Source organism: Paraburkholderia steynii (genome assembly GCF_900100565.1).
Lineage (GTDB): Bacteria > Pseudomonadota > Gammaproteobacteria > Burkholderiales > Burkholderiaceae > Paraburkholderia > Paraburkholderia terrae.
Map to the genome: position 1 here is coordinate 771,777 of NZ_FNDI01000001.1, position 23,246 is coordinate 795,022.

The following is a 23,246-nucleotide window of genomic DNA, read 5'->3' on the forward strand; positions in this document are numbered from 1 at the left end:
AACGCAATGGACGCACATAACCTGGTCGACATGGCGAACCGCATCGGCGATTTCTTCGAGTCGATGCCGGACCGCGATGAGGCGATCGACAATATTGCCGATCATATCCGGCGGTTCTGGGAACCGCGTATGCGGCGCTCGATTCTGGCTACGCTGCATGCGAATCCTGAGGGCGTCGAGCTGGAACTGCACGAGATGGTGCGTGAGGCGCTGGTCAGGCATCGCCAGGATTTGACGCCGAAGGAAGCCGCGCCGGCTTAAGGCGCTTTGTTTGCCGGGCTTCGGCCGGGGTTCACGCAATAGCAACAGCACTTGGGCGTTCGTATCGGAAGCGATGCGGACGCTTTTTTTTTGGTTGTCTGCGACGTGTGGGGTGGTCTGCTTGTTTTTGCGCTGGCATCCGCGATTTGTTAGCGTGCTTCACGCGTCGCCCCTGTGCGGGGCGGCACCTACTTTTCTTTGCCGCCGCAAAGAAAAGTAGGCAAAAGAAAGCGGCTCACACCGCCAACATTTCTCCCTGCCTGAGGGCCCCCAACCGGTCCCTCACTTCACACGGCAACCTTCCTGTTCGCGTTCGTTGCCAACGCTCTTGCGGTGCGCATCACCCGCTTCACGCCCCCGCATTACTGCATGCCGTGCCAGATAGCCCACCGCCGCCCAGGTGGCAAACTGTGTGTAGGCCGTAGTCCTGCACGCACCTCACTCCGGACCGATAGAGCACGCGTCCCACCCCGTAACAGCGCTACCCTATACGACGCGACAACCTACACACAGTTTGCCACCTGGGCGGCACATACCATTCGCTGCCACTAACACCTGTACGGGTGTGTGAAGCGGGTGAGGCGTTCATTCAAAGCGTTGGCAACTAACGTGAGTCACGTGATTGCCGTGTGAGGCGTAAGAACCTTTGGGGGCCCTCAGGCAAGAAGAAGAACTGGCGGTGTTAGCCGCTTTCTTTTGCCTACTTTTCTTTGCGGCGGCAAAGAAAAGTAGGTGCCGCCCCGCACAGGGGCGACGCATGAAGCACGCTAACAAATCGCGGATGCCAGCGCAAACTCCAGCGTCACGACGACGCCGGCTCGCTCGGCACACCTTTCGCGAACCACGCCTCGCAATGCCGCAACAGCCCGTTCAGATCTGAGCCCGGCCGCCCGCGCGCGCACACATAACCATCAGGCCGCACCAGATAGAACGAAGGCCGCGTGCGCCCAAACGATTCACTAAGCGACGGCCCGCCGCCCTCGCCGTTCACATCCGACACCCGCCACACGCGCACCGCCCCCGGCAGCAGATCTTCAACCGCGGCCGCGAAGCGGTCCAGATCAGCAGCACGCACGGGCTTGCGATGCAACGACAGTATCTTGCCATTGCCCATTCCCGGCTCCTCCGGCGGATCGACGAGCAGAAACAGCGAGAAAAACGCCGGATCATGCAGATCGAAAATGCAGCCAATACCGGGCGCCCGTCCCAACGGCCCATCGACGACATGCACGAGCGCATCGGGCGCACGTTCTCCCGCACGCGGCCCGCCGTCGAGTATGCGTTCGAGCGTCAGCGGCGAGCGCCGGTATTGAATCGACAGTTCGCTGACGGTCAGACGCGCGGCATCGCGCAACGGCCCCAGCGCGGCTAGCACAGGCATCACGCGCTCGCGCAGCAGCTTGAGCGGCCCGTGGTCCGCTTCCGCCATGTGCGTGACGAAGCTCGTCTGCCGCAGCACGTCGCGTTCGATCGGATGGCGCTCGAGATGGTACGTATCGAGCAGCCGGTCGGGCGCGTCGCCCTTCAGCACACGCGCGATTTTCCAGCCGAGATTGAACGCTTCCTGGATGCCCGTATTCATCCCCTGCGCGCCCGCAGGGCTGTGTACATGCGCCGCATCGCCCGCAAGAAACACGCGCTGCGCGCGCAGTTGCTCGACCATCCGGCTATTCAGATGAAAGTAGCCGGACCACGACATGTCGCTCAGTTCGACGGGATGATGAATACGGCTCTTCGCGATCAGCCGGCATTCGTCGAGCGTGGGCGCGGGAATCGACTCAAGCGGCGCCGGGTCGCCGCCCGACGCTACTTCGGCCGGCTCTCGCGCCGGCATCGCGGGATGATCGGCAATCAGCCGATGCCGGCCCTTGCCCATCGGAAAGAGCGCCGCCAGCCCCGCGCCCGACGCGAAGATATGAAACTCGTCGTCGGACCAGCCGGTATCCGCTTCGACGTCGGCGAGCAGGAAGGTCTGCTCGAAGGTCTTGCCCGCGAAGCTCATGCCGAGGCGGTGACGGATCGCGCTGTGCGCGCCGTCGGCCGCGATCATGTACGACGGGTGCAGCGTCTCGATACGGCCGTCCGCGCGTTGCAGCGTCGCGTTGATGCCCGCCGAGCCCTGCGCGAACATCGTCAGCTCGACGCCGCGTTCGACCTGCACGCCGAACGTCGCAAGATGCTCCGTCAGCAGGCGCTCGGTGACGGACTGATCGAGAAACAGCAGATACGGATAGCGCGTTTGCAGCGGATCGAAATCGAGCCGCGTCAGCCGATGCCCGTTCGAATACAGATTCGCGGTGCGCGCGCGATGACCGAGTTCGAGAAACCGTTCGACGAGGCGATGTTGCTCCAGCAGTTCGAGCGTGCGCGCCTGAATGCCGATCGCGCGCGAATGCGGATCTGCTTGCTGCGCCTTGTCGATGAGCCGCACGGGCACCTGGGCACGCGCAAGACTCATGGCTGCCGCCAGCCCCGTCGGCCCCGCGCCGACGATCAGCACGGGCGGTACGTCGAAGGAAGCACCCGTCATGCAGACCTCCGCAGTCGGACATGCTCGTTAGTGTACGCCGAGCGTTCCGCTCGCTGCCGTGTGGCCGACGACGCGGCGCATCAAACCCGCATCAACCGTGCGACATATCGGTCAGTGCGCGTGCGGCGCGCGATCGAGCGAACAGCGGTGCTGCGTCGTGCCCATGTCGACCTGCAGCGTGGCGTGGTGCATGTCGAACTCGGCGCGCAGCGTGCCGACGATCCCGTCGATCACCATGTCGCCCGGATGGCCGTCCGGAATCACGAGATGCGCGGACAACGCGTTGCCCGTCGTCGACAGCGCCCACACGTGCAGGTCATGCACGTCGGTGACGCCGGGTTGCGCGGCGAGATACGCGCGAATCTTCTGCAGGTCGACGCCGGGCGGCACGCCGTTGAGCGCGAGCTTGATGGAATCGCGCAGCAGGCCCCACGTGCCGTACACGATCACCGCGACCACGACGATGCTCATCACCGGGTCGAGCCATGTCCAGCCGCTAAAAAGAATGGCGAGGCCGCTGACGGCAACGGCGGCCGACACGGCCGCGTCGGCGACCATATGCAGAAACGCGCCGCGAATGTTCAGGTCGTCTTCCTGGCCGCGCATGAAGAGCCATGCCGAGAAGCCGTTCACGACCATGCCGACGAGCGCGACGATAAACACGTCGAGCCCCGCGACGGGCGCCGGATGAAACAGCCTGCCGACCGCTTCCGCGACGATCACGCCGCATGCGAACAGCAGCAGGCCCGCATTGAGCAGGCTCGCGAGAATCGACGAGCCGCCGAGACCGAACGTGTAGCGCGCGGACGGCCGGCGCGTCGCGAGCCAGGTCGCGCCCCAGGCGAGCAGCAGGCCGAGTACGTCGGAGAGATTGTGTCCGGCGTCGGCGAGCAGCGCGGTCGAATTGGCGAGCACGCCGTAGATCGCCTGCACGACGACGATCGTGATGTTCAGCGCGACGGCGAGCGCGAACGCGCGTCCGTGGCCTGACGCGGGCGCGTGATGGTGGTGATGGTGACCATGCCCATGATGATCGTGCGACGCCTTGCGGCCCGCCTCGGGCGCGTGGTCATGATCATGCGGGTGATCGTGCGCCGCATGATCGCATGCGTCCGTATGCACGTGCGCGTCTGACTTCGGCTGATGCTGCGCCGTCGTGCCGTTGATCTGATGAGCGGTGTATTTCATGCGTGATCCTGCGTGAGGTCGGCGGCGGATTCGCTGACGGGTTCGGCGACGTGCTCGAGCATGTCGGTCAGCATGCCGCTGATGTGGCCGTCGGCGGCGACGTAGAAAACCTGCTTGCCCTGCCGCTCCGCGCGCACGATGCGCGCCGCCCGCAACAGCCGCAGATGATGGCTGACGAGCGAAGGCGACAGATTCAGCGATTCGGCGATCGCGCCCACCGCGCGCCGCTCGTCGACACAAGCGAGCACGATGCGCAGGCGCGTCGGGTCGCCCAGCAGGCGGAACAGATCGGCGATCTGCACGACACGGTCGTCGGTATTCAGAGAGAGCACGGTAGACATAGAGAGCACCGTATCGACACAGAGTCGATACATACATTTGAACAGATGTTCATATGTTATTGAGCAACACTGTCCGCGTCAAGTCGGGGGGCGTGCGCCGAGTATGGGAAAATGCGCGTTTTCCTGCCTCACACCCTCGCCTGCGTCATGCATCCAGTATTCGACCGCGCCTACAGCGCGCATCGCGACGGACGGCTCGACGACGCCGAGCGCGACTATCGCGCCACGCTTGAACTCGATCCCGTCCACGTCGATGCGCTGCATCTGCTTGGCGTGCTGCGCCATCAGCAAGGCCAGCACGAAGAAGCGGCCGACCTCGTGCGCCGCGCCGCGGATTTGCGCCCGCAGGACGCCGCGCTGCAACTGAACCTCGGCAACGCGCTGAAGGCGCTCGGCCGGCTCGACCAGGCAATCGAACGCTTTCGTAATGCGCTGACGCTCGCGCCGACGTTTCCGATGGCGCATTACAACCTCGGCAATGCGTACGCGCTCGCCGGGCGCCACGAAGACGCCGTCGACGCGTTCGAGAAGTCGCTGCGCCTGCAGCCGATGGACGCGTCGTCGCACGTCAATCTCGGCAATGCGCTGCACGCGCTCGGCCGGCACCGCGAAGCCGTCGATTCGTTCCGCCGCGCGCTCGAACTGCGGCCCGGCCATGCGGGCGCGCACAACAACATCGGCATGGCGCTCAATGCGCTCGGCTCGGCCAAGGAGGCCATCGCGCATTTTCGCGCGGCGTTCAAGATCGAGCCGCGCTTCGTCGCCGCGCGCTTCAACCTGGGCAATACGCTCGACGCGACGGGGCAGCATCACGAGGCCGTCGCCGAATTCGAAGCCGTCCTCGCGCTGCAGACGAACCTGCCGCCCGCGCTGTTCGGCCTCGGCAACGCGCTCGCCTCGCTCGGCCGTCACGAAGAAGCCCGGCCGCGCTTCGAGCGCGCCGTGGGTCTCGACCCGAACTTCGCGCTCGCCTGGCTGAGTCTCGGCGCCGCGCATCACGCGCTCGGCGCGTACGACGCCGCCCTGCGCGCTTTCGAGCAGGCGCTGCGCCTGCGGCCCGATCAAGCCATCGCGCACATGAATCGCGGCGTAACGCTGCTCACGCTAGGCGATTTCAAGCGCGGCCTGCCCGAATACGAATGGCGGCTGGAAAACGCGGCGGTTCCGCCCGACGCGGCGCCGCTGCCGCGCTGGAACGGCGAGCCGATTGCCGGGCGCACGCTGCTTGTGCATGCCGAACAGGGTTTCGGCGACACGCTGCAATTCGTGCGCTTCGTCGAAGTAGTGGCGCAGCGCGCCACGCGTGTCGTGCTCGAAGTGCAGCCGCAGCTGCTGTCGCTGCTCGAGCCGACGGCGCAGCAATGGCGTGTCACGCTGATCGCGCAAGGCGCGCCGCGGCCTCGCGCCGACTTGCAATGCCCGCTGTTGAGCCTGCCGCTCGCGCTCGGCACCGAGCTGGACACGATTCCGGCGCGCACGCCCTATCTGAATGCGCCCGCCGCCTCGCGCCGCGCGTGGCGAGGCTCGCTCGGCGGACAGGCGAAGCGCAAGATCGGCCTTGCGTGGTCGGGACGCGCGCAGCGTCAGGAAAACCGCTCGCTGCCGCTGGTCGCGCTCGAACCGCTGTTCGCGCTCGACGGTATCGACTGGATCGTGCTGCAGCCCGCGCTCAGCGATGACGAACGCGCCGCGCTAGACGCGCATCCGCATGCGAAAAACATTCATCGCTTCGATGAGCGTATCCGCGACTTCGCCGATACGGCGGCGATCATCGAGAGGCTAGACGGCGTGGTATCGGTCGACACGGCAATCGCGCACCTGGCGGGCGCGCTCGACAAGCCGCTCTGGCTGATGCTGCCGTTCGCCGCCGACTGGCGCTGGTTCACGCGCGATACCCGCAGCCCGTGGTATCCGTCCGCGAGGCTTGTGCGGCAGCCGCGACCTGGCGCGTGGGGCGAGGTCGTCGACGAGGTGGCGGCGGCGCTACGCAGTTGAGCGCTGCTTTGCCGAAGCCTTCGATCAAATAAAAAACCCCCGCACGCATGCGGGGGTTTTGCTTTGCAGCTTCAGAACCAGGCGGGACTCACGCCCCGCGCAACGAACGCTTACGCCGTCCGATACTGGTTGCGCGCTTCCGGCGTGCGATACAGCACGAGCGTCGCGATCAGGCCGCAGACGGCCGCTACGCTCATCCACAGGCCGGGCGCCGCCTTGTTGCCCGTCGAGTGAATCAGGTATGTCGCGATGGCGGGTGTGAAGCCGCCGATCGTCGTCGCCAGGCTGTACGCCAGCGAGAAGCCCGCCGTGCGCACGTCGACCGGCATCACTTCCGTCAGCGCGACGACCATGCCGCCGTTGTAGCAGCCGTACAGGAACGACAGCCACAGCTCGACCATCAAAAGGCGCGCGAACGACGGATCGGCGACGAGCCATTGCACAGCCGGATACGACGTCAGGATCGTGAGGATCGTGAACGTCAGCAGCACGGGACGGCGGCCGATGCGGTCCGAGATCGCGCCCGACACAGGCAGCCAGACCAGGTTCGATACGCCGATGCAGACGGTCACGATCAGCGTGTCGATCGACGAAAGTTTCAGCACTTCCTTGCCGAAGGTCGGCGTGTACGCGGTGATCATGTAGAACGACACCGTCGTCATGATGACCATGCCCATGCCGCCCAGCACGACGCCCCAGTTCTGCAGCATCGACGCAAAAATCTCGCTGACGGAGGGACGGTGCTTCTTCGCAAGGAACTCGTCCGTCTCCTTCAGCGAGCGGCGAATGATGAACAGGAACGGCACGATCAGGCAGCCGATCAGGAACGGCACGCGCCAGCCCCATGACGTCATCTGGTCGGCGGGCAGCATGCGGTTCAGGATCACGCCGATCAGCGCGGCGAACACGACGGCCACCTGCTGGCTGCCCGATTGCCACGAACAATAGAAGCCCTTGTTGCCCTTGGTCGCGATCTCCGACAGATACACCGACACGCCGCCCAGTTCCACACCCGCCGAGAAGCCTTGCAGCAGCCGCCCGATCAGCACGAGCACGGGCGCGAGCACGCCGATCGTCGCGTAGCCCGGGATCGACGCGACGGTGAGCGTGCCGAGCGCCATCAGCGCGAGCGTCAGGATCAGGCCCTTGCGGCGGCCGTGATGGTCGATGTACGCGCCGAGCACGATCGCGCCGAGCGGACGCATCAGGAAGCCCGCGCCGAACACCGACAGCGATAGCATCAGCGATGCGAATTCATTGCCGCTCGGAAAATACGTCTTCGCGATCGCAGCGGCGTAGTAGCCGTAGACCATGAAGTCGTACATTTCCAGGAAGTTGCCGCTGACGACGCGGAATACGGTACGGACCTTGGATTCGTCCGTCGCTACTTGAGCATGGGATGCAGTTGCCATGACTTTCTCGAAATGAGCCCGCTGCCTGCAGGAACAGACAGCGTTGGGCAGTTCAAACGGTCCGCCGGAACAGCGCGGATGCCCAGTCCGGCTCGGCCGGGTCGCGTCTGCGCCCGTCGGGGCGCGGCGCTTTGCGTGGGCGCGGTATTCTCATGCGGCAAATGCTGTCGAGATATCAGGGTAAACGTGATATTTCGCTTACGACATGGGCCTGACGTGATAATAACGTTACTCTGAAGGACGTGCATTTAATACAATTTGCTTACAAACACGCACTTCCAAGAAAATTCTTCCGATACGGCTTTCGACCGGCAAGCCGCGCCAGGTGACGCCGGGCGACATGCGCCGTATCGTGACTCTCTGTGACTCTCTTGCCGCCTGCTGGTGGCCAATCCGCTCCTTTCTACCGCGCACTACCGCCGCAATGTCCGATTCCGCTTCGCTTCCCGCTCTTTCGTCCCTCACGCTGCGCCCCGCGACCGAGGCCGACGCCGATCTCATCGCCGCCATCCATAGCGCGAGCTGGCAGGCGACCTATCGCGGGCTGCTGCCGGATGCATTTCTCGACGGCGAGGTCACGCTGGAGCGAGCGTCGTACTGGCGCGCGCGGATGTCGGCGCCAGGCGCCGAACGGCGGACCGTGCTGGTCGCGGAGCGTGCGGGCGAGCCGATCGGCTTCGTATGCGTCGAGCGCCAGCCGGATTCGCCGTTGGGCGTGCTGCTCGACAATCTGCACGCGCTACCCGCGCACCAGGGAATCGGCGCAGGCAAGCTGCTGATGCGCGCCGCGCAGGACTGGGCACGCGAGCAAGGCGAGGCGCAGTTGTATCTCTATGTGCTGGAAGGCAATGCGTCCGCGATCGCGTTCTACGAACGGCAAGGCTGGCAGTTTTCGGGCGCCGAGCCCGATCATATGGGCGGAGTCGATATCACGGCATTGAGATATGTCTACCGGCTGAATCGCGAATCGACACATTATTAAGATAACTAAGTATTTAAGAGTTCTCCGATCGTTGAATCGACAACCGTCTGCCACGATACCGCGACCCAACGCCTCGACCGGGCCGTGAACGTGCGTTGCGTTCACATCTGCTGTCGTCCGCCGCTTCGAGGCCAAACAAACGAACAAGAACGAGGCGAAGACGTGTCGACATCCCCACTCACACTAGTAGTCGGCGAAATCAGAATGCCGCGCCTTCGCCCTCTTGAGCTGGTATCGCGCTCGCTCGGCCGCGAATGGGCGCTGCTGCCGCCCAATGTCAGCTTCCGCACGGAACTGAAGGCGCTGTACGCCGCGATGCTGCGCACCTTTTGCCTGAGTGCCGACGCTATCCGCGCCATGTGCCGTTGGGATCCGGACAGTCTGCGAAAGCCCTCCGCCACGCTGGCACCTGCCGCGATGCCCAGCCCGATTCCACTGGGCATGCGTCATCCGATGCGCGCGCCGGCTCGTGAGAGCCGTCAATGGAACACGCTTGCGGGCGGCGCATGCGCAATCGGTGGCGTGGCCGCGATTGCGTGGCTGATGGCGAACCATCCGCGACAGACTGCGTCGCCGACGCTCGCCGCAGCGCCCAAGGTGACGCTCAATGCCGCTGCGAATCAGGCTGAATACGTGCATAGCCGTTCCGGGAATATCGAGCGCCCGGCGGATGCTCCCGTCGCGGGGAATCGCACGCGCGGTGATCTGACGGCGCGCAAACTGGACGAGCGCACGACGATCAACACGTCGGGCAGTGACGCCGGACATGTTCCCTCCACGCGTACCGCGTCTGCAACGACACATGCGTCCGCTTCGCCCGCTACTGGTTACGAAACGCCTGCTCCTAAAGCGTCGAGAATCACCGCGGATCGTACGTCGTCCGTCGCTACGCGCACTGTCGATGCCCATGCAAGCGTTCCGCCAAGGAGCGCTAAGCCGTCGGGCATCGATCGTTCGGCGCGAGATGTACGCAAAGTTAACTCGACGAAGCGCGAGCGCAACCAGTTTGCGAATACGAGCGCGCGTCGCGTGCCTCATGCAGCGGCCCGCACGCTGGACATCACGCCGCGTCACGACTTGCAGGCATCGGCGGAAGCACGGCTTTCGACGGGACATCGCGCGCGTCACTTGCCATCTGTGGCTGGCGACTACTCCCCTCTCGCGCCGTCGGCGCGCCTGAATGGCGACTATGATTCCGTCACGATGTCGGCGAGCACGCATGTACGGAATGTCGCGCCGGTCACGATCCGCCAGGACCGCGTGAACACCAACAGCACCGAGTGGATGAACCACATGTCACAACGGCGCGTCACCGAAGTCCCCGATAGCTTTTCGAAGTAAGTCCGCGAGCGGCGACCCATCCGAATCAGTCTCAAAAAAAAGGGCTGAGTCCAGATAAATTCTGTACTCAGCCCTTCGCTTCTTCTGTCACGACACCATGCTGCGTTTTGCTGCCAACAGGCAGTGCCGGCGTCTGCAAGCTTGCACGCAGCAAACGCCGTCACCGGTTCCCCGGCAGCCCGGCCTCCGTCTGACGCTGCAACTGCAGCACCTGCTGCTGCAACTGACGCAATTGCGCCTGAGCCTTGTCCTTTTCGTCACGCAGCGCGAGCGTTTCGTCCTGCGTTTGCCGCTGATAATCGGCGACCTTCGCTTCCTGGGCGCGCGCCACTTCGATATCCGCTTGCAGCCGCTGCGCGCGCGCCTGCGACTCGCCGATCACCCGCTCGATCGATGCCTTCTGGGCCTGCAACTGAGCTCGGCGGATCTCGACGTCAGCGAGTTGCGCCGTTTGCCGCGCGAAGCCGGTATAGATGGATTCGGCCCGCGCCTCGTCGGATGTCCTGATAACGCGCCAGAAGTGCTTGTCCTGAAACAGCGCGACGTAGTACGTCATGCTCTGCGCGTGGAAGAACAGCGAAGCGCCATAACGGCCGTTATACGTGGTGCGCATTTCCGTCAGGCCGCCGTCGTGGATCAGTTGCATCAGATCGGCGACTTCGCCTTGTACGCTGCCGCTTGCGTCGACATTCGCGTCGAGACCGGGGGCACTGCCCGCACTGCCCGTATCGTCGGCGGAGCCGGCATCGCTTTGAGTGTCCGGCGCGTCGACTTGTGCGCCTTTCGCCGCGCCCGAGCCCGCGCGCACGACGCCCACGCCTGCCGCCGACTTGCCGGCCGCCAGCGCGACGCCGCCATGCATGAGCGCGCAAGCAAGCGTGAGCAATACCATGCGGCGCAGATCCAAGGGGTACTTCATACGTCGATACTCCATGCGTATCCAGAAACAGCCTCGGATTATCGCAAGGAATATGCCCTTTCTGACGCGCTGTGACAGGACTTTAAATCGAGATGAACGGACAACTAAGCAATTCGATGCGCAAACGCAAAAGATCGTAAAAACGACGGTTGTTTTCTCAAACTAATGAGTTTGCGACAGGAGTCGCGCAGACGTTCGACAGATAGAAATGAAAAACGCGAGCGAGCCATCAGCGGCCCGCTCGCGTCAAATCGAAAGACTCAGAAAACGCAGCAATCAGAAACGCGTTTCGCGCGCGACCCGCAGGAACGTATCGAGCAACGGCGTGCAATCGAGCAGTTCGGGACCGCCCGCGCGGTGAAACTCAGGGTGCCACTGCACGCCCATCACGAACGGCGCACGCCGGTAACGCACGGCTTCGATGATGCCGTCCGTCCCCGACACCGCCTCGATGTTGAGATCGCGTCCCAGCTGGTTGACCGCCTGGTGGTGAATCGAGTTGACGATCGCCTCGCGCCGGCCGGGGAACATGTTGACGAGCGTCGAGCCTTCGGGGAAATGAATCGAATGCCGATGCTGGTCGTAATGCTCGTTGACGTGGACGCCCGCAGTCGGCACATCCGTCGCGATGTCCTGATAGAGCGTGCCGCCGAACGCGACGTTGATCAGCTGGCAACCACGGCACACGCCGAGCACGGGCTTGCCTGACTCGACGAACTCGTGCAGCAGCTCGAGTTCGTACATGTCGCGCACGCGATCGCCGGGCCATTCGGGACGCGTCGCCACCTCAGCGTACGACTGCGGCGACACGTCGGCGCCGCCTTGCAGCAGCAGACCGTCCAGATGCTTCGCGTAGTCGCGCAGGCGGATATTGCTCGGGTGCAGCATCCCCTGATGGCCGACGGTCGGAATCATGAAGACGAGCACGTCGCGCGACATCACCCAGTGCGCGATCGACTCTTCCAGATACTGCAGCGTCTTCCCGCGCAACCCTCTCGCGCCCGGCTCCGGGTGGAAGATCCGCGCCGACACGCCAATGCGCAACGTCCGCTGTGTGATCCTGCGGCCCGCGCGGTCGAAAATCTGCCGCGCGTGCGCCGCAATGATCCGTCCGAACACGGACCACGCCGAATCGTTGTGCTTCAGATAGGCAGGCGGTCCCGGCGGATAGGCGCTCGCGGGTGGCGGATTGGATGCGCTGAAATCCGGTGCCGAGCCGAAGCCCGGCGGCGGAGCGCCGTCTTTTTTGGCCGACGCGCCGAGCGTGCCGTCCGGCTCGCCGCCCGCAGGCGCCTTAGCCGCCGCGTCCGCTGCACCAGACGTCGCGCCTGACGCAGCGCTCGCGGCTGGTGGGTTCGCCGACGCCGCCGTCGCCGCCGCCCGTTCCGCGTTCGACACGACCGATTGCACCCGCGCCGCCGCTTCCTGCTGCGCGCTCGCCTGCGCGGCGCTCGCGCGTGCCTGTTCGGCGTCGCGTCGCTGCGCGGCGGCGGCGTTCTCGGGCGTCACGTTGGAGGCGCTTTCGGGGGAATCGGTGGAAGCCGCTTCTTTGGCTTCCCGTGCGGGAGTGGGCGTGGGCGTTGGGGCCGAGGGAGTCGACGAAGGGGCCGGTGACGATGGCGACCCGGCTGCGCCGGATTGGCTCGTCGAAGGAGAAGGTGTGCCGGGTGTGCCGGCGTTATCGGAGTTGTTCTCGCTCATGACTGTTTGACAGACGCGTCTTCGCGCGCGAACGATTAGACATGTCTCATTATCCGCCTCGCGCCCCACCGGGGCAAACCAGCACACAATTCGTCACATCAGGACACAACATGCAACCTCGCGCGAACGTGTCTCAATCGGCGCGACACAGGCGTACCGCATCATGGATCGGGCTGCTCGTCGAAGGTTTCGCGCAGCGCGATCTGCATCGTCGCGTGAATTCGCACGCACCAGCGCCACAACAGCGTCAGCAGCAGCGCGGCGACGACCAGCACGGCGACGAGCAGGCCCGTCGGCGGCAGGATCGTGCTCGACAGCGCGGCGACGAGCAGAAACACGCCTAGCATCGACACGACAGGCACGAGGTCCGAAATGGCGTAGCGGATCGCGCTCGTGAAGCGCCCTGCCTTCGCCGGCTGAACGCTGATTTCGGCCAGCAGCAGCGCAAGCGACTTGGTCTTCCGGTAGACGGCGACAAGAAACGGCAGCGAGACGAGCAGCGCAGCGCTCCACAGCACGACGCGCTGCATCGGCTCGGAAGGCAGCCATTTCTCAATGAATCCACTCCCGTAAGGCGCCCCATAAGACGCACCCAGAAAAATCGCCGCGACGATCGCGAGATTGACCGCGATCTGCAGAATGATCCGACGCGTCAGGCCGAACACGGTCGGCTCGCCGGAAGCTGGCCGCAAACTGCCGAGCCACTGCCCGTACATACCGAACACGTTGGCGACCGTGCGCGGCATCGCGCGGCCGAGGCGCTGCGTGAGCGGGTCGGCCGCGCGGATCAGGTACGGCGTGAAGAGCGTCGTCAGCGCGGAGACGGCGACGGCAATCGGATAGAGGAACGCGCTCGTCACCTTCAGCGTGAGACCGAGCGACGCGATGATGAACGAGAACTCGCCGATCTGCGACACCGTCATGCCGACGCGCATCGCCGTGCGCCCGTCCTTGCCCGCGAGGAAGGTGCCGAGCCCGCACGAGACGATCTTGCCGAGAATCACGGCAACCGTGATGACGGCGATCGGCCACGCGTAGTCGACCAGCACGGCCGGGTTGAGCATCAGCCCGATCGTCACGAAGAAGATCGCCGAAAACGCGTCGCGCAGCGGCGCGATCAGATGCTCGATACGGTGCAGGTGACGCGACTCGGCCATGATCGCGCCGATCAGGAACGCGCCGAGCGCGATGCTGTAATCGAGCTTGACGACCAGCAGGCAGAACGCGAAGCAGAAGCCGAGCACGGAGACCAGCAGCATCTCGTCGCTCTGCGACTTCGCGACGTAGTTGAGCGCGCGCGGCACGACGAGAATACCGACCACCAGCGACACCGTCATGAACAGCAGCAGCTTGCCGAGCGTGACGAACGCGACGCCCGCCGACAGCTCGCCCGTCTGCGCGATGCCCGACAGCAGCACCAGCATCGCAATGGCGAGAATGTCCTCGACGATCAGAATGCCGAACACCAGTTGCGCGAAGCTCTCACGCTTGAGGCCGAGTTCGGAGAGCGCCTTGACGATGATGGTGGTCGACGAAATAGCGAGGATCGCGCCGAGAAACAGCGAATCCATCGAATTCCAGCCGAACGCGCTGCCGATCTCGTAGCCGATCCACAGCATCAGCACGATCTCCGACAGCGCGGCGACGATGGCCGTCGCGCCGACCTTGAACAGCTTGCGCAAGCTGAACTCGAGCCCGAGTGAGAACATCAGGAACACGACGCCGAGTTCGCCGAGCGTCTGGATGGTCTGCTCGTCGTGAATCAGCTGGAACGGCGGCGTGTACGGCCCGATGATCACGCCCGCCGCGATATAGCCGAGCACCACCGGCTGTTTCAGGCGATGGAACAGCACGGTAACAACGCCGGCGAGCGCCATTACGACTGCCAGATCCTGAATGAAGCCGATACCGTGGTGCATAGTCTTGTTCCTTACAAAAAGTAATCCAGAACGCGATGGTAACGCACGAACGGTTAAAAACCATTTAGCGCAGCACGAAGAAAGGATACAAACAGCGGCTTTCGGCGAAACTCACGCGGCGTTCCGCGGTCTTGATGCATTCGCGCCGATCGCGCACGACGCGTCACAATACGGTTCTCGACTGCCGACCTTCGATCTCACGCCATGACCACCGCCACGTCACCTGAATCCACGCCCTTCCCGCCGCTCGCCCAGCTTGCCGCCGATCTCGCCGCCGGCCGCACCACAAGCCGCGCGCTCGTCGAAGCAGCGCTCGAACGCATCGCCGATCCCGCCGGCCAGGGCGAGGCCGTCTTCATGCGGGTCGACGCCGACAACGCCCGCGCCACGGCCGACGCGCACGACCGGCTACGCGCGGCGGGGACCGTGCTGTCGCCGCTCGCGGGCATTCCCGTGTCGGTGAAGGACCTGTTCGACATCGAAGGCCAAGTGACGCGCGCCGGCTCGAAGGTGTTGGCGAACGCCGCGCCCGCCACGTCCGACGCTCCTGCCGTCGCGCGGCTCAAGCGCGCGGGCGCGGTGATCGTCGGACGCACGAACATGAGCGAATTCGCGTTCTCCGGCCTCGGCCTCAACCCGCACTACGGCAATCCGCTGTCGCCCTACCGGCGCGGCGCGAAGGGCGACGAGCGGGTGTCGGGCGGATCGTCGTCGGGCGCGGCGGCTTCGGTGGCGGACGGCATGGCGGCCGTCGCGCTCGGCAGCGACACGGGCGGCTCGCTGCGCATTCCTGCCGCGCTATGCGGCCTGACAGGCTTCAAGCCGACCGCCGACCGCGTGCCCAAGCAAGGCGGCGTGCCGCTTTCGCCGACGCTCGACGCCTTCGGCCCGATCGGCGCGACGGTCGCGTGCTGCGCGCTGGTCGACCGGATTCTCGCCGGGCTGGAACCCGTCGTTCCCGCCACCCGTCCGCTGGAAGGCGTGCGGCTGGGCGTACTGAATCACTATGTCACGGACGATATCGAGCCGGAAGTCGCGCAGGCCTACGACGCTGCGCTCAAGCATCTGGAGGCGGCGGGCGCGATCGTCAGCGACGTGCGCTTTGCGCCGCTCGACCGGCTCGTCACGATCAACCGCTTCGGCTTTTCGCCGATCGAAGCCTACGCGTGGCACCGGCCGCTGCTCGAAACGCAACGCGACGCGTACGATCCGCGCGTGCTCACGCGCATCCTGAAGGGCCAGCCGGCGACAGCCGCCGACTATCTCGACCTGCTCGCCGAACGCGCCGCCGTGCTTGCCGAGGCGCGCACGATGTGGCAGCGCTTCGACGCCGTCGTCGCGCCGACGGTGCCGATCGTGCCGCCGCGCGTAGCCGGCCTGGTCGACGACGACGAGGCGTTCTTCCGCGCCAACGGCCTCGTGCTGCGCAACCCGAGCGCGTTCAATTTCCTCGATGCGTGCGCGATTTCGCTGCCCTGTCATCCGCGTGGCGGCGCGCCTGTCGGGCTGATGCTGGCCGCCGCGCCGCACGCGGATGACGCGCTGCTGGGAATAGGACGGGCCGTCGAAGCGGTACTGAATACGATTCGCTGAGATTTGTTGCCATGGGCGGCGTCGCTTGCGGAGGCCCCGGCATGTGCCGTGTGCTTCGGCTAGAATCGCCGCACCTTTTACCGAACTTCCACCGCTAGCAGGATCATGATTATCGATAACGTTACATTGCGCCGCGAGCGCAGTCTGCTCGTTTTACTCGGTCTCGTCTGTCTCGCGCTCGTGGGGGGCGCGCTGTACCTGCAGTTCGTCGAGCACGAAGATCCTTGCCCGTTGTGCATCATCCAGCGCTATTTCTATCTGCTGATCGCGATCTTCGCGTTTCTTGGCGCGCGGCTGCGCGGCTGGACGGGCGTCAGGCTGCTCGAGCTGCTCGCGCTTTTGTCGGCGCTCGGCGGGTTGCTGACGGCCGCCCGGCACGTGTATGTGCAGTCGCATCCGAACTTCAGCTGCGGGTTCGATGCGTTGCAGCCGATCGTCGACGGCCTGCCGCCCGCTCATTGGCTGCCGAGCGTGTTCAAGGTCGCTGGTCTGTGCGAAACACCGTATCCGCCGATTCTCGGTATTTCCCTGCCTGGCTGGTCGCTGATCGGGTTCGTTGTTGCGTTTGTCGCGCTGGCGTTTAGTCTGTGGCGGAATCGCCGCGCGCGGTAAGAAGGGGTTGCCTAGGATTTTCTGGGGAACGCGGGTTCAAGTCGTCAACGGTTTCGTTGGTGTGTTGGCCCGCGGGTTGCCTTTTTGCCGGTATTCGCGGCTTGCCTTTTCTTCGCTGGCATCCGCGATTTGCCTTCGTGCTTCACGCGTTGCCGGTTGGTGTTTTTGGCCTTTGCGGCGGCATCCGCGATTTGTTAGCGTGCTTCACGCGTTGCCGTTTGGTGTTTTTGGCCTTTGCGGCAGCATCCGCGCTTTGCCTTCGTGCTTCAAGCGTCGCCCCTGTGCGGGGCGGCACCTACTTTTCTTTGCCGCCGCAAAGAAAAGTAGGCAAAAGAAAGCGGCTAACACCGCCAACACTTCTCCCCGCCTGAGGGCCCCCAACCGGTCCCTCACTTCACACGGCAACCTTCCTGTTCGCGTTCGTTGCCAACGCTCCTGCGCTGCGCAGCACCCGCTTCACGCACCCGCGTCGCAGCATGCCGTACCAGATAGTCCACCGCCGCCCAGGTGGCAAACTGTGTGTAGGCCTAGGTGCTCCGCACGCCTCACTCCGGACCGACAGGGCAAGCGTCCCACCCTGTAAGAGCGCCGAGTTATACGCCGCGACAACCTACACACAGTTTGCCACCTGGGCGGCACATACCATTCGCTGCCGCTAACACGTGTACGGGTGTGTGGCGTGGGTGAGGCGTTTATTCACAGCGTTGGCAACTAACCTGCGTCACGTGATTGCCGTGTGAAGCGTAAGACCGGTTGGGGGCCCTCAGGCAGGAAGAAATGTTGGCGGTGTTAGCCGCTTTCTTTTGCCTACTTTTCTTTGCGGCGGCAAAGAAAAGTAGGTGCCGCCCCGCACAGGGGCGACGCTTGAAGCACGAAGGCAAAACGCGGATGCCGGCGCAAAGGCTAAAAGCACCAAACGCCATGCGCAGCAAACACCACAACGCGGGATGCCAGCAAAAAACCAAAAATCCACCAGCATCTTGCGCTGCAAAAACCAAATCCCGGCTACCTGCAAAGGTCGACGCTGTATGCATACCGCCACACCCCCGCCTGTCAGGCATCAACACCTGTACACATCGAAGCACCGCCCCATAAGGCTCCGCGCGGAATCCGCGCGCTCGAAGCGCACCAAGCCCGCCTCCCTCATGACCGCCACCGAATAACCCCCATTCGAACGAGGAAATATTTTTGGGACAAAGTGGTGTTATGTTCGAGCATGGATGGCGATCTACGTGCGCGAGGCCGGCTACGGCTCGACCCCATGCGTAACGCGCGCCCGGTCCGCAATGTCTTCAGGATTCGCCGTGACAACGCAAACCATCCGCTTCTATCACCAGGGGACCGTCCGCGAGATCAGCGGCGCGCCCGCATCGCGCACCGTGCTCCAGCACCTGCGTGAAGACCTGTACTGCACGGGCACCAAGGAAGGTTGCGCGGAAGGCGATTGCGGCGCTTGCACGGTCGTCGTCGGTGAACTGGACTCGCGCGGGCAACTGATGCTCAAAGCCGTCAACGCGTGCATCCAGTTCCTGCCGACCCTCGACGGCAAGGCGCTCTTCACAGTCGAAGACCTGCGCACCGCGAGCGGCGCCCTGCACCCGGTTCAGGAAGCGCTGGTCGACTGCCACGGCTCGCAGTGCGGGTTCTGCACGCCGGGCTTCGCGATGTCGATGTGGGCGCTGTACGAGAACCAGCCCGCGGGCGCCGGCCTGCCGACACGCGACGAAATCAACACCGCCCTTTCCGGCAACCTGTGCCGCTGCACCGGCTACCGGCCGATCGTCGAAGCGTCGCAGAAAATGTTCGACGAGCAGCAGTATCCGCGCGTCGCGCTCGACCGGGCCGCTGTCGTCAAGGCACTGCAATCGATCCAGCGCAACGACACCTTCGAATACCGCGCGCCCGACACGCGCGGCACCGACTACGGCACGCCAGCTTTCTTCGCCCCCGTCACGCTCGACGCGTTCGCCGCGCTGCGCGCGCAGCATCCGCATGCGCGGCTGCTGGCAGGCAGCACCGACGTCGGCCTGTGGGTCACGAAGCAGTTCCGAGATCTCGGCGACATCCTGTATATCGGCAACGTCGCCGAACTGAAGACAATCGAACGCGATGCGCAGACGCTGACGATCGGCGCGGCCGTGTCGCTGGAAGACGCGTATGCCGCGCTGACAGCCGACTATCCGGAACTCGCCGAACTGTGGACGCGCTTCGCGTCGCTGCCGATCCGCAATGCGGGCACGCTCGGCGGCAACGTCGCGAACGGCTCGCCCATCGGCGATTCGATGCCGGCGCTGATCGCGCTCAATGCGCTTGTCGTGCTGCAGCGCGAGCGCAAGACGCGCACGCTGCCGCTCGATACGTTCTACGTCGGCTACCAGAAGACAGCGCTCGAACCCGGCGAGTTCGTCGCGGCGATCCGCGTGCCGCGTCCCGCGCCGGATTTGCGCTTTCGCACGTACAAGGTCGCGAAGCGCTACGACCAGGACATCTCGGCCGTGTGCGGCGCGTTTGCGCTGCGCATCGCCGATGGCGTGATCGCCGATGCGCGCATCGCGTTCGGCGGCGTGGCCGCGACGCCTAAGCGCGCGCAGCACGCCGAGGCCGCGCTCAAAGGCGCGCCGTGGGACGCCGCCACCACGCAACGCGCAATGGACACGCTCGCCGCCGACTATCAGCCGCTCACCGACATGCGCGCGACCAGCGCCTATCGGCTGAAAGTCGCGCGCAATCTGCTGTGGCGCTTCCATCTGGAAACACGCGACGCCAATCCGCTCGCGCTGTGCGACGTCAACGCGTTCGCATTCGATGCAGCCGCGAGCGCGCAGGAGCAGAGGCCATGAACAAGCAGACGGAAGCCTTCGTGCATCACGCATCGCTTGCCGCACACGACGCGCAAGCCGCCATCGGCGTGCCGCTGCCGCATGAATCGGCGACGCTGCACGTGAGCGGCGAAGCCACCTACACCGACGACATCCCCGAGCTTGCTCAAACGCTGCACGCGGCGCTCGGTTTGTCGCGGCATGCGCATGCGCGCATCGTGTCGCTCGATCTCGATGCCGTGCGCGCGGCGCCCGGCGTCGTCGCCGTGCTGACCGTCGACGACATCCCCGGTGAAAACAACTGCGGCCCCGTGCTGCACGACGACCCGATTCTCGCCGACGGCGAAGTGCTGTATCTCGGCCAGCCCGTCTTCATCGTCGTCGCACAGAGCCATGAGTTGGCGCGGCGCGCGGCGGCGCTCGCGAAGAGCGACGACGTCGTGCGCTACGAGCCGCTCGAAGCCGTGCTCACTGCCGCCGAAGCGAAAGCGAAGAAGCAATATGTGCTGCCGCCGCTGCACCTGAAGCGCGGTACGCCCGCGGAGAAGATCGCGCAAGCGCCGCACCGGCTCGTGGGCACCTTCGAAGTCGGCGGCCAGGAGCAGTTCTATCTGGAAGGCCAGGTCGCGTATGCCGTGCCAAAGGAAATGGACGGCATGCTCGTCTATAGCTCGACGCAGCATCCGAGCGAAATGCAGCACGTCGTCGCGCATATGTTCGGCTGGCCGACGCATAGTGTGATGTGCGAATGCCGGCGCATGGGCGGCGGCTTCGGCGGCAAGGAGTCGCAGTCGGCGCTGTTTGCGTGTGCGGCGTCGCTGGCGGCGCACCGGTTGCGCCGCCCCGTGAAACTGCGCGCCGATCGCGACGACGACTTCATGATTACGGGCAAGCGTCACGACGCGATCTACGAATACGAAGCCGGCTTCGACGACGACGGCCGCATTCTCGGCGCGCGCGTCGAGATTGCGTTGCGGGCGGGGTTTTCGGCGGATCTGTCGGGCGCCGTCGCGACTCGCGCCGTGTGCCACTTCGACAACGCGTACTACCTGTCGGACGTCGATATCGTCGCGCTACCGTGCAGGACGAACACACAATCGAACACCGCGTTTCGCGGCTTCGGCGGCCCGCAGGGTGCGCTCGTGATGGAAGTGATGATGGACGGCATCGCGCGCGAGTTGAAGCGCGATCCCCTCGACGTGCGCCGCGCGAACTTCTATGGCATCGAAGACCGCAATGTGACGCCGTACGGCCAGACCGTCGAAGACAACGTAATCGCGCCGCTGACGGATGAACTGATCGAATCGAGCGACTACACAGCCCGGCGCGCAGCGATTGCCGCGTTCAACGCGTCGAGCCCCGTGCTCAAGCGCGGCATCGCGTATACGCCTGTGAAGTTCGGCATCTCGTTCAACGTGCCGTTCCTGAATCAGGCGGGCGCGCTCGTGCATGTCTACAAGGACGGCTCAGCGCTCGTGAATCACGGCGGCACCGAGATGGGCCAGGGGCTGAATACGAAAGTCGCGCAAGTCGTCGCGAACGCATTCGGCCTGCCGCTCTCGCGCGTGCGCGTGACGGCCACCGATACATCGAAAGTGGCAAACACATCGGCGACGGCGGCATCGACGGGCAGCGACCTGAACGGCAAGGCCGCCGAAGCGGCCGCGCACGCGATCCGTGAACGCCTCGCGGTGCTGGCGGCAAAGGAACTCGGCGGCGAAGCGAAAGACGTGACCTTCGAAAACGGCGAAGTACGCGCGAACGGCGCGGCGATGCCGTTTGCGCAACTGGTCGGTGCGGCGTATCTCGCGCGCATCCAGTTGTGGTCCGACGGCTTCTATGCGACGCCGAAAGTGCATTGGGACGCGAAGACGCTGACGGGCCATCCGTTCTACTACTTCGCGTATGGCGCGGCGGTATCCGAAGTCGTGATCGATACGTTGACGGGCGAATGGAAACTCGTACGCGCCGACGCGCTGCACGACGCCGGCCAGTCGATCAATCCCGCCATCGATCTCGGCCAGGTGGAAGGCGCGTTCATTCAGGGCATGGGCTGGCTCACGACGGAAGAACTCTGGTGGAACCGCGACGGCCGGTTGATGACGCACGCGCCGTCGACGTACAAGATTCCCGCCGTCAGCGATACGCCCGCCGCGTTCAATGTGAAGCTGTACCACAACCCGAATGCGGAGCCGACCGTGTTCCGCTCGAAGGCCGTCGGCGAGCCGCCGCTGTTGCTGCCGTTCTCGGTGTTCCTCGCGATCCGCGATGCTGTCGCGGCCACCGCGCCCGATGCACCGCACGCGCCACCGCTGCGCGCGCCCGCGACGCCCGAAGCCATCCTCGATGCGATCGATGCGCTGAACGCAAGCACGCCTGTTGCAACAATCGCCGCAGCGGCCAGTCCAACGTCGCAAGAGCCTGCGGGCGCGGGCACGACGGCATAGCAACACACACGCACAACGTGCCGCGCGACACGACCGCAACGCACAGAAGATCAACCGGCTGCGCGGCCAACCCGCGCGGCTTCGTATGGAGAACCGCCGGATGCATGCCTGGCTCACCGATCTGCAGCAACTGCTCGCGCACGGCGACGCCGTCGTGCTCGTGACCGTCGCCCGCGCCGAAGGCTCGGCGCCGCGCGACGCCGGCACGAAGATGATCGTCACACGCGATTCCGCGCGCCATACGATCGGCGGCGGGCATCTCGAATGGAAAGCGATCGAAAGCGCGCGCCGCGTGTTGCGCGACGGCATGCGCGCGCCGAACATGCGGCGGCTCGAACGCTTCGCGCTCGGACCGAGTCTTGGCCAATGCTGCGGCGGCGCTGTCGTGCTCGCGTTCGAGCGGCTCGATATCGGCGACCTGGGTTGGGTGACGTCGCTGGCCAAGCGCGTGGCGGCGGGCCATTCGATGGTGCGTAGCGTATCATTCGGGCCCGCACCCGATGCGGTGATGCTGTCCGATCCGGAACCGGGCGTCGAAAGCGCCGACTGCCTGCTGTGGGACGGCGCGGGTTTCGACGACAGCAGCGCGCTGCTCACCGAGACCATCGCGCCGCGCGACTTCCCCGTCGTGCTGTTCGGCGCGGGGCACGTGGGCGCCGCGCTCGTGCGCGTACTCGCGACGTTGCCCTGCCACGTCCACTGGGTCGACGAACGCGACGCGCAGTTCCCTGCACCCGACACACTGGGCGCGACGAACGTGACGATCGAAGCGAACGACGCACCCGACGAAGCCATCGACAAGGCCACGCCGCACACGTACTTCATCGTGATGACGCACAACCACGCGCTCGATCTCGATCTCGCCGAGCGCATCCTGCGGCGCGGCGACTTCGCGTTCTTCGGCATGATCGGCTCGCATACGAAGCGCAAGCAGTTCGAGCACCGGCTTGCGGCACGGGGTTTCGATCCAGCCGCGATTGCGCGGATGAAATGTCCGCTCGGCGTGGACGGCATCGTCGACAAGTCGCCGGAAATCATCGCGATTTCGGCGGCGGCGCAACTGCTGCAAGCCGTCGAGGCCAATGCGGCACATGCGGCGCAGACAGCCTGAACATCGAACATGCATCGAACGCATTGGGGGACGTCCGACCAGCCATCGGGCGTTGAATAAATCAACCGATAACCC

General features: G+C 64.9%; 16 protein-coding genes. 9 read left to right on the forward strand and 7 right to left on the reverse strand.

Going from position 1 to position 23,246, the window contains the following annotated elements; genetic code table 11:
* Positions 1 to 6: 6 nt before the first annotated feature.
* The gene (locus BLT65_RS03455) at positions 7 to 261 is read left to right on the forward strand and encodes a formate dehydrogenase subunit delta (protein ID WP_042314494.1); all 255 of its coding nucleotides are present in this window, start codon (positions 7 to 9) and stop codon (positions 259 to 261) included.
* Between the two features lie 802 nt (positions 262 to 1,063).
* On the opposite strand, the gene BLT65_RS03460 is transcribed toward BLT65_RS03455, so the two are convergent.
* From BLT65_RS03460 to BLT65_RS03470, 3 genes are all read right to left on the reverse strand, one after another.
* The gene (locus tag BLT65_RS03460) at positions 1,064 to 2,791 is read right to left on the reverse strand and encodes an FAD-dependent monooxygenase (protein ID WP_091774684.1); all 1,728 of its coding nucleotides are present in this window, start codon (positions 2,789 to 2,791) and stop codon (positions 1,064 to 1,066) included.
* A gap of 111 nt (positions 2,792 to 2,902) precedes the next feature.
* Positions 2,903 to 3,979 (reverse strand): cation diffusion facilitator family transporter, encoded by a 1,077-nt coding sequence (locus BLT65_RS03465; protein WP_091774686.1) that lies wholly within the window; start codon positions 3,977 to 3,979, stop codon positions 2,903 to 2,905.
* Entirely contained in the window at positions 3,976 to 4,320 is a 345-nt protein-coding gene (locus tag BLT65_RS03470) for an ArsR/SmtB family transcription factor (protein WP_007576505.1), read from the reverse strand. Before BLT65_RS03470 ends, BLT65_RS03465 begins: the two co-directional genes overlap by 4 nt.
* A gap of 147 nt (positions 4,321 to 4,467) precedes the next feature.
* Here BLT65_RS03470 and BLT65_RS03475 point away from each other — a divergent pair, with 147 nt between their 5' ends.
* Positions 4,468 to 6,315, forward strand: coding sequence for a tetratricopeptide repeat protein (locus tag BLT65_RS03475; protein WP_091774688.1), 1,848 nt, complete (start codon positions 4,468 to 4,470; stop codon positions 6,313 to 6,315).
* Positions 6,316 to 6,425: 110 nt separating this feature from the next.
* Here BLT65_RS03475 and tcuC read toward each other — a convergent pair whose 3' ends face one another.
* Positions 6,426 to 7,727 (reverse strand): MFS transporter, encoded by a 1,302-nt coding sequence (tcuC, locus tag BLT65_RS03480; RefSeq protein WP_091774690.1) that lies wholly within the window; start codon positions 7,725 to 7,727, stop codon positions 6,426 to 6,428.
* A gap of 424 nt (positions 7,728 to 8,151) precedes the next feature.
* On the opposite strand from tcuC, the gene BLT65_RS03485 reads away from it, so the two are divergent.
* A complete protein-coding gene (locus BLT65_RS03485; RefSeq protein ID WP_091774692.1) occupies positions 8,152 to 8,709 on the forward strand; it encodes a GNAT family N-acetyltransferase in 558 nt (185 codons plus the stop codon).
* A 162-nt stretch (positions 8,710 to 8,871) separates the two neighbouring features.
* Entirely contained in the window at positions 8,872 to 10,050 is a 1,179-nt protein-coding gene (locus tag BLT65_RS03490) for a hypothetical protein (RefSeq protein ID WP_244186403.1), read from the forward strand.
* Positions 10,051 to 10,210: 160 nt separating this feature from the next.
* On the opposite strand, the gene BLT65_RS03495 is transcribed toward BLT65_RS03490, so the two are convergent.
* From BLT65_RS03495 to BLT65_RS03505, 3 genes are all read right to left on the reverse strand, one after another.
* Positions 10,211 to 10,969, reverse strand: a complete 759-nt coding sequence (locus BLT65_RS03495) for a DUF2968 domain-containing protein (RefSeq protein WP_091774696.1) — start codon at positions 10,967 to 10,969, stop codon at positions 10,211 to 10,213.
* Positions 10,970 to 11,245: 276 nt separating this feature from the next.
* Complete coding sequence (locus tag BLT65_RS03500; protein ID WP_091774698.1) at positions 11,246 to 12,670, reverse strand: gamma-glutamyl-gamma-aminobutyrate hydrolase family protein; 1,425 nt, start codon at positions 12,668 to 12,670, stop codon at positions 11,246 to 11,248.
* A gap of 161 nt (positions 12,671 to 12,831) precedes the next feature.
* A complete protein-coding gene (locus BLT65_RS03505; protein ID WP_091774700.1) occupies positions 12,832 to 14,589 on the reverse strand; it encodes a cation:proton antiporter in 1,758 nt (585 codons plus the stop codon).
* Positions 14,590 to 14,793: 204 nt separating this feature from the next.
* On the opposite strand from BLT65_RS03505, the gene BLT65_RS03510 reads away from it, so the two are divergent.
* The 5 genes from BLT65_RS03510 to xdhC all read left to right on the forward strand — a co-directional run bounded on the left by BLT65_RS03510 (position 14,794) and on the right by xdhC (position 23,171).
* Positions 14,794 to 16,182 (forward strand): amidase, encoded by a 1,389-nt coding sequence (locus BLT65_RS03510; RefSeq protein WP_091774702.1) that lies wholly within the window; start codon positions 14,794 to 14,796, stop codon positions 16,180 to 16,182.
* Positions 16,183 to 16,287: 105 nt separating this feature from the next.
* The gene (locus BLT65_RS03515) at positions 16,288 to 16,794 is read left to right on the forward strand and encodes a disulfide bond formation protein B (protein ID WP_042316358.1); all 507 of its coding nucleotides are present in this window, start codon (positions 16,288 to 16,290) and stop codon (positions 16,792 to 16,794) included.
* Positions 16,795 to 18,098: 1,304 nt separating this feature from the next.
* Entirely contained in the window at positions 18,099 to 19,634 is a 1,536-nt protein-coding gene (gene xdhA / locus BLT65_RS03520; protein ID WP_091774951.1) for a xanthine dehydrogenase small subunit, read from the forward strand.
* On the forward strand, positions 19,631 to 22,060 hold the full coding sequence (xdhB, locus tag BLT65_RS03525; RefSeq protein ID WP_091774704.1) for a xanthine dehydrogenase molybdopterin binding subunit: 2,430 nt from the start codon (positions 19,631 to 19,633) through the stop codon (positions 22,058 to 22,060). Before xdhA ends, xdhB begins: the two co-directional genes overlap by 4 nt.
* Positions 22,061 to 22,160: 100 nt before the next feature.
* A complete protein-coding gene (gene xdhC, locus BLT65_RS03530; protein ID WP_042317200.1) occupies positions 22,161 to 23,171 on the forward strand; it encodes a xanthine dehydrogenase accessory protein XdhC in 1,011 nt (336 codons plus the stop codon).
* The last annotated feature ends 75 nt before the right edge of the window (positions 23,172 to 23,246 follow it).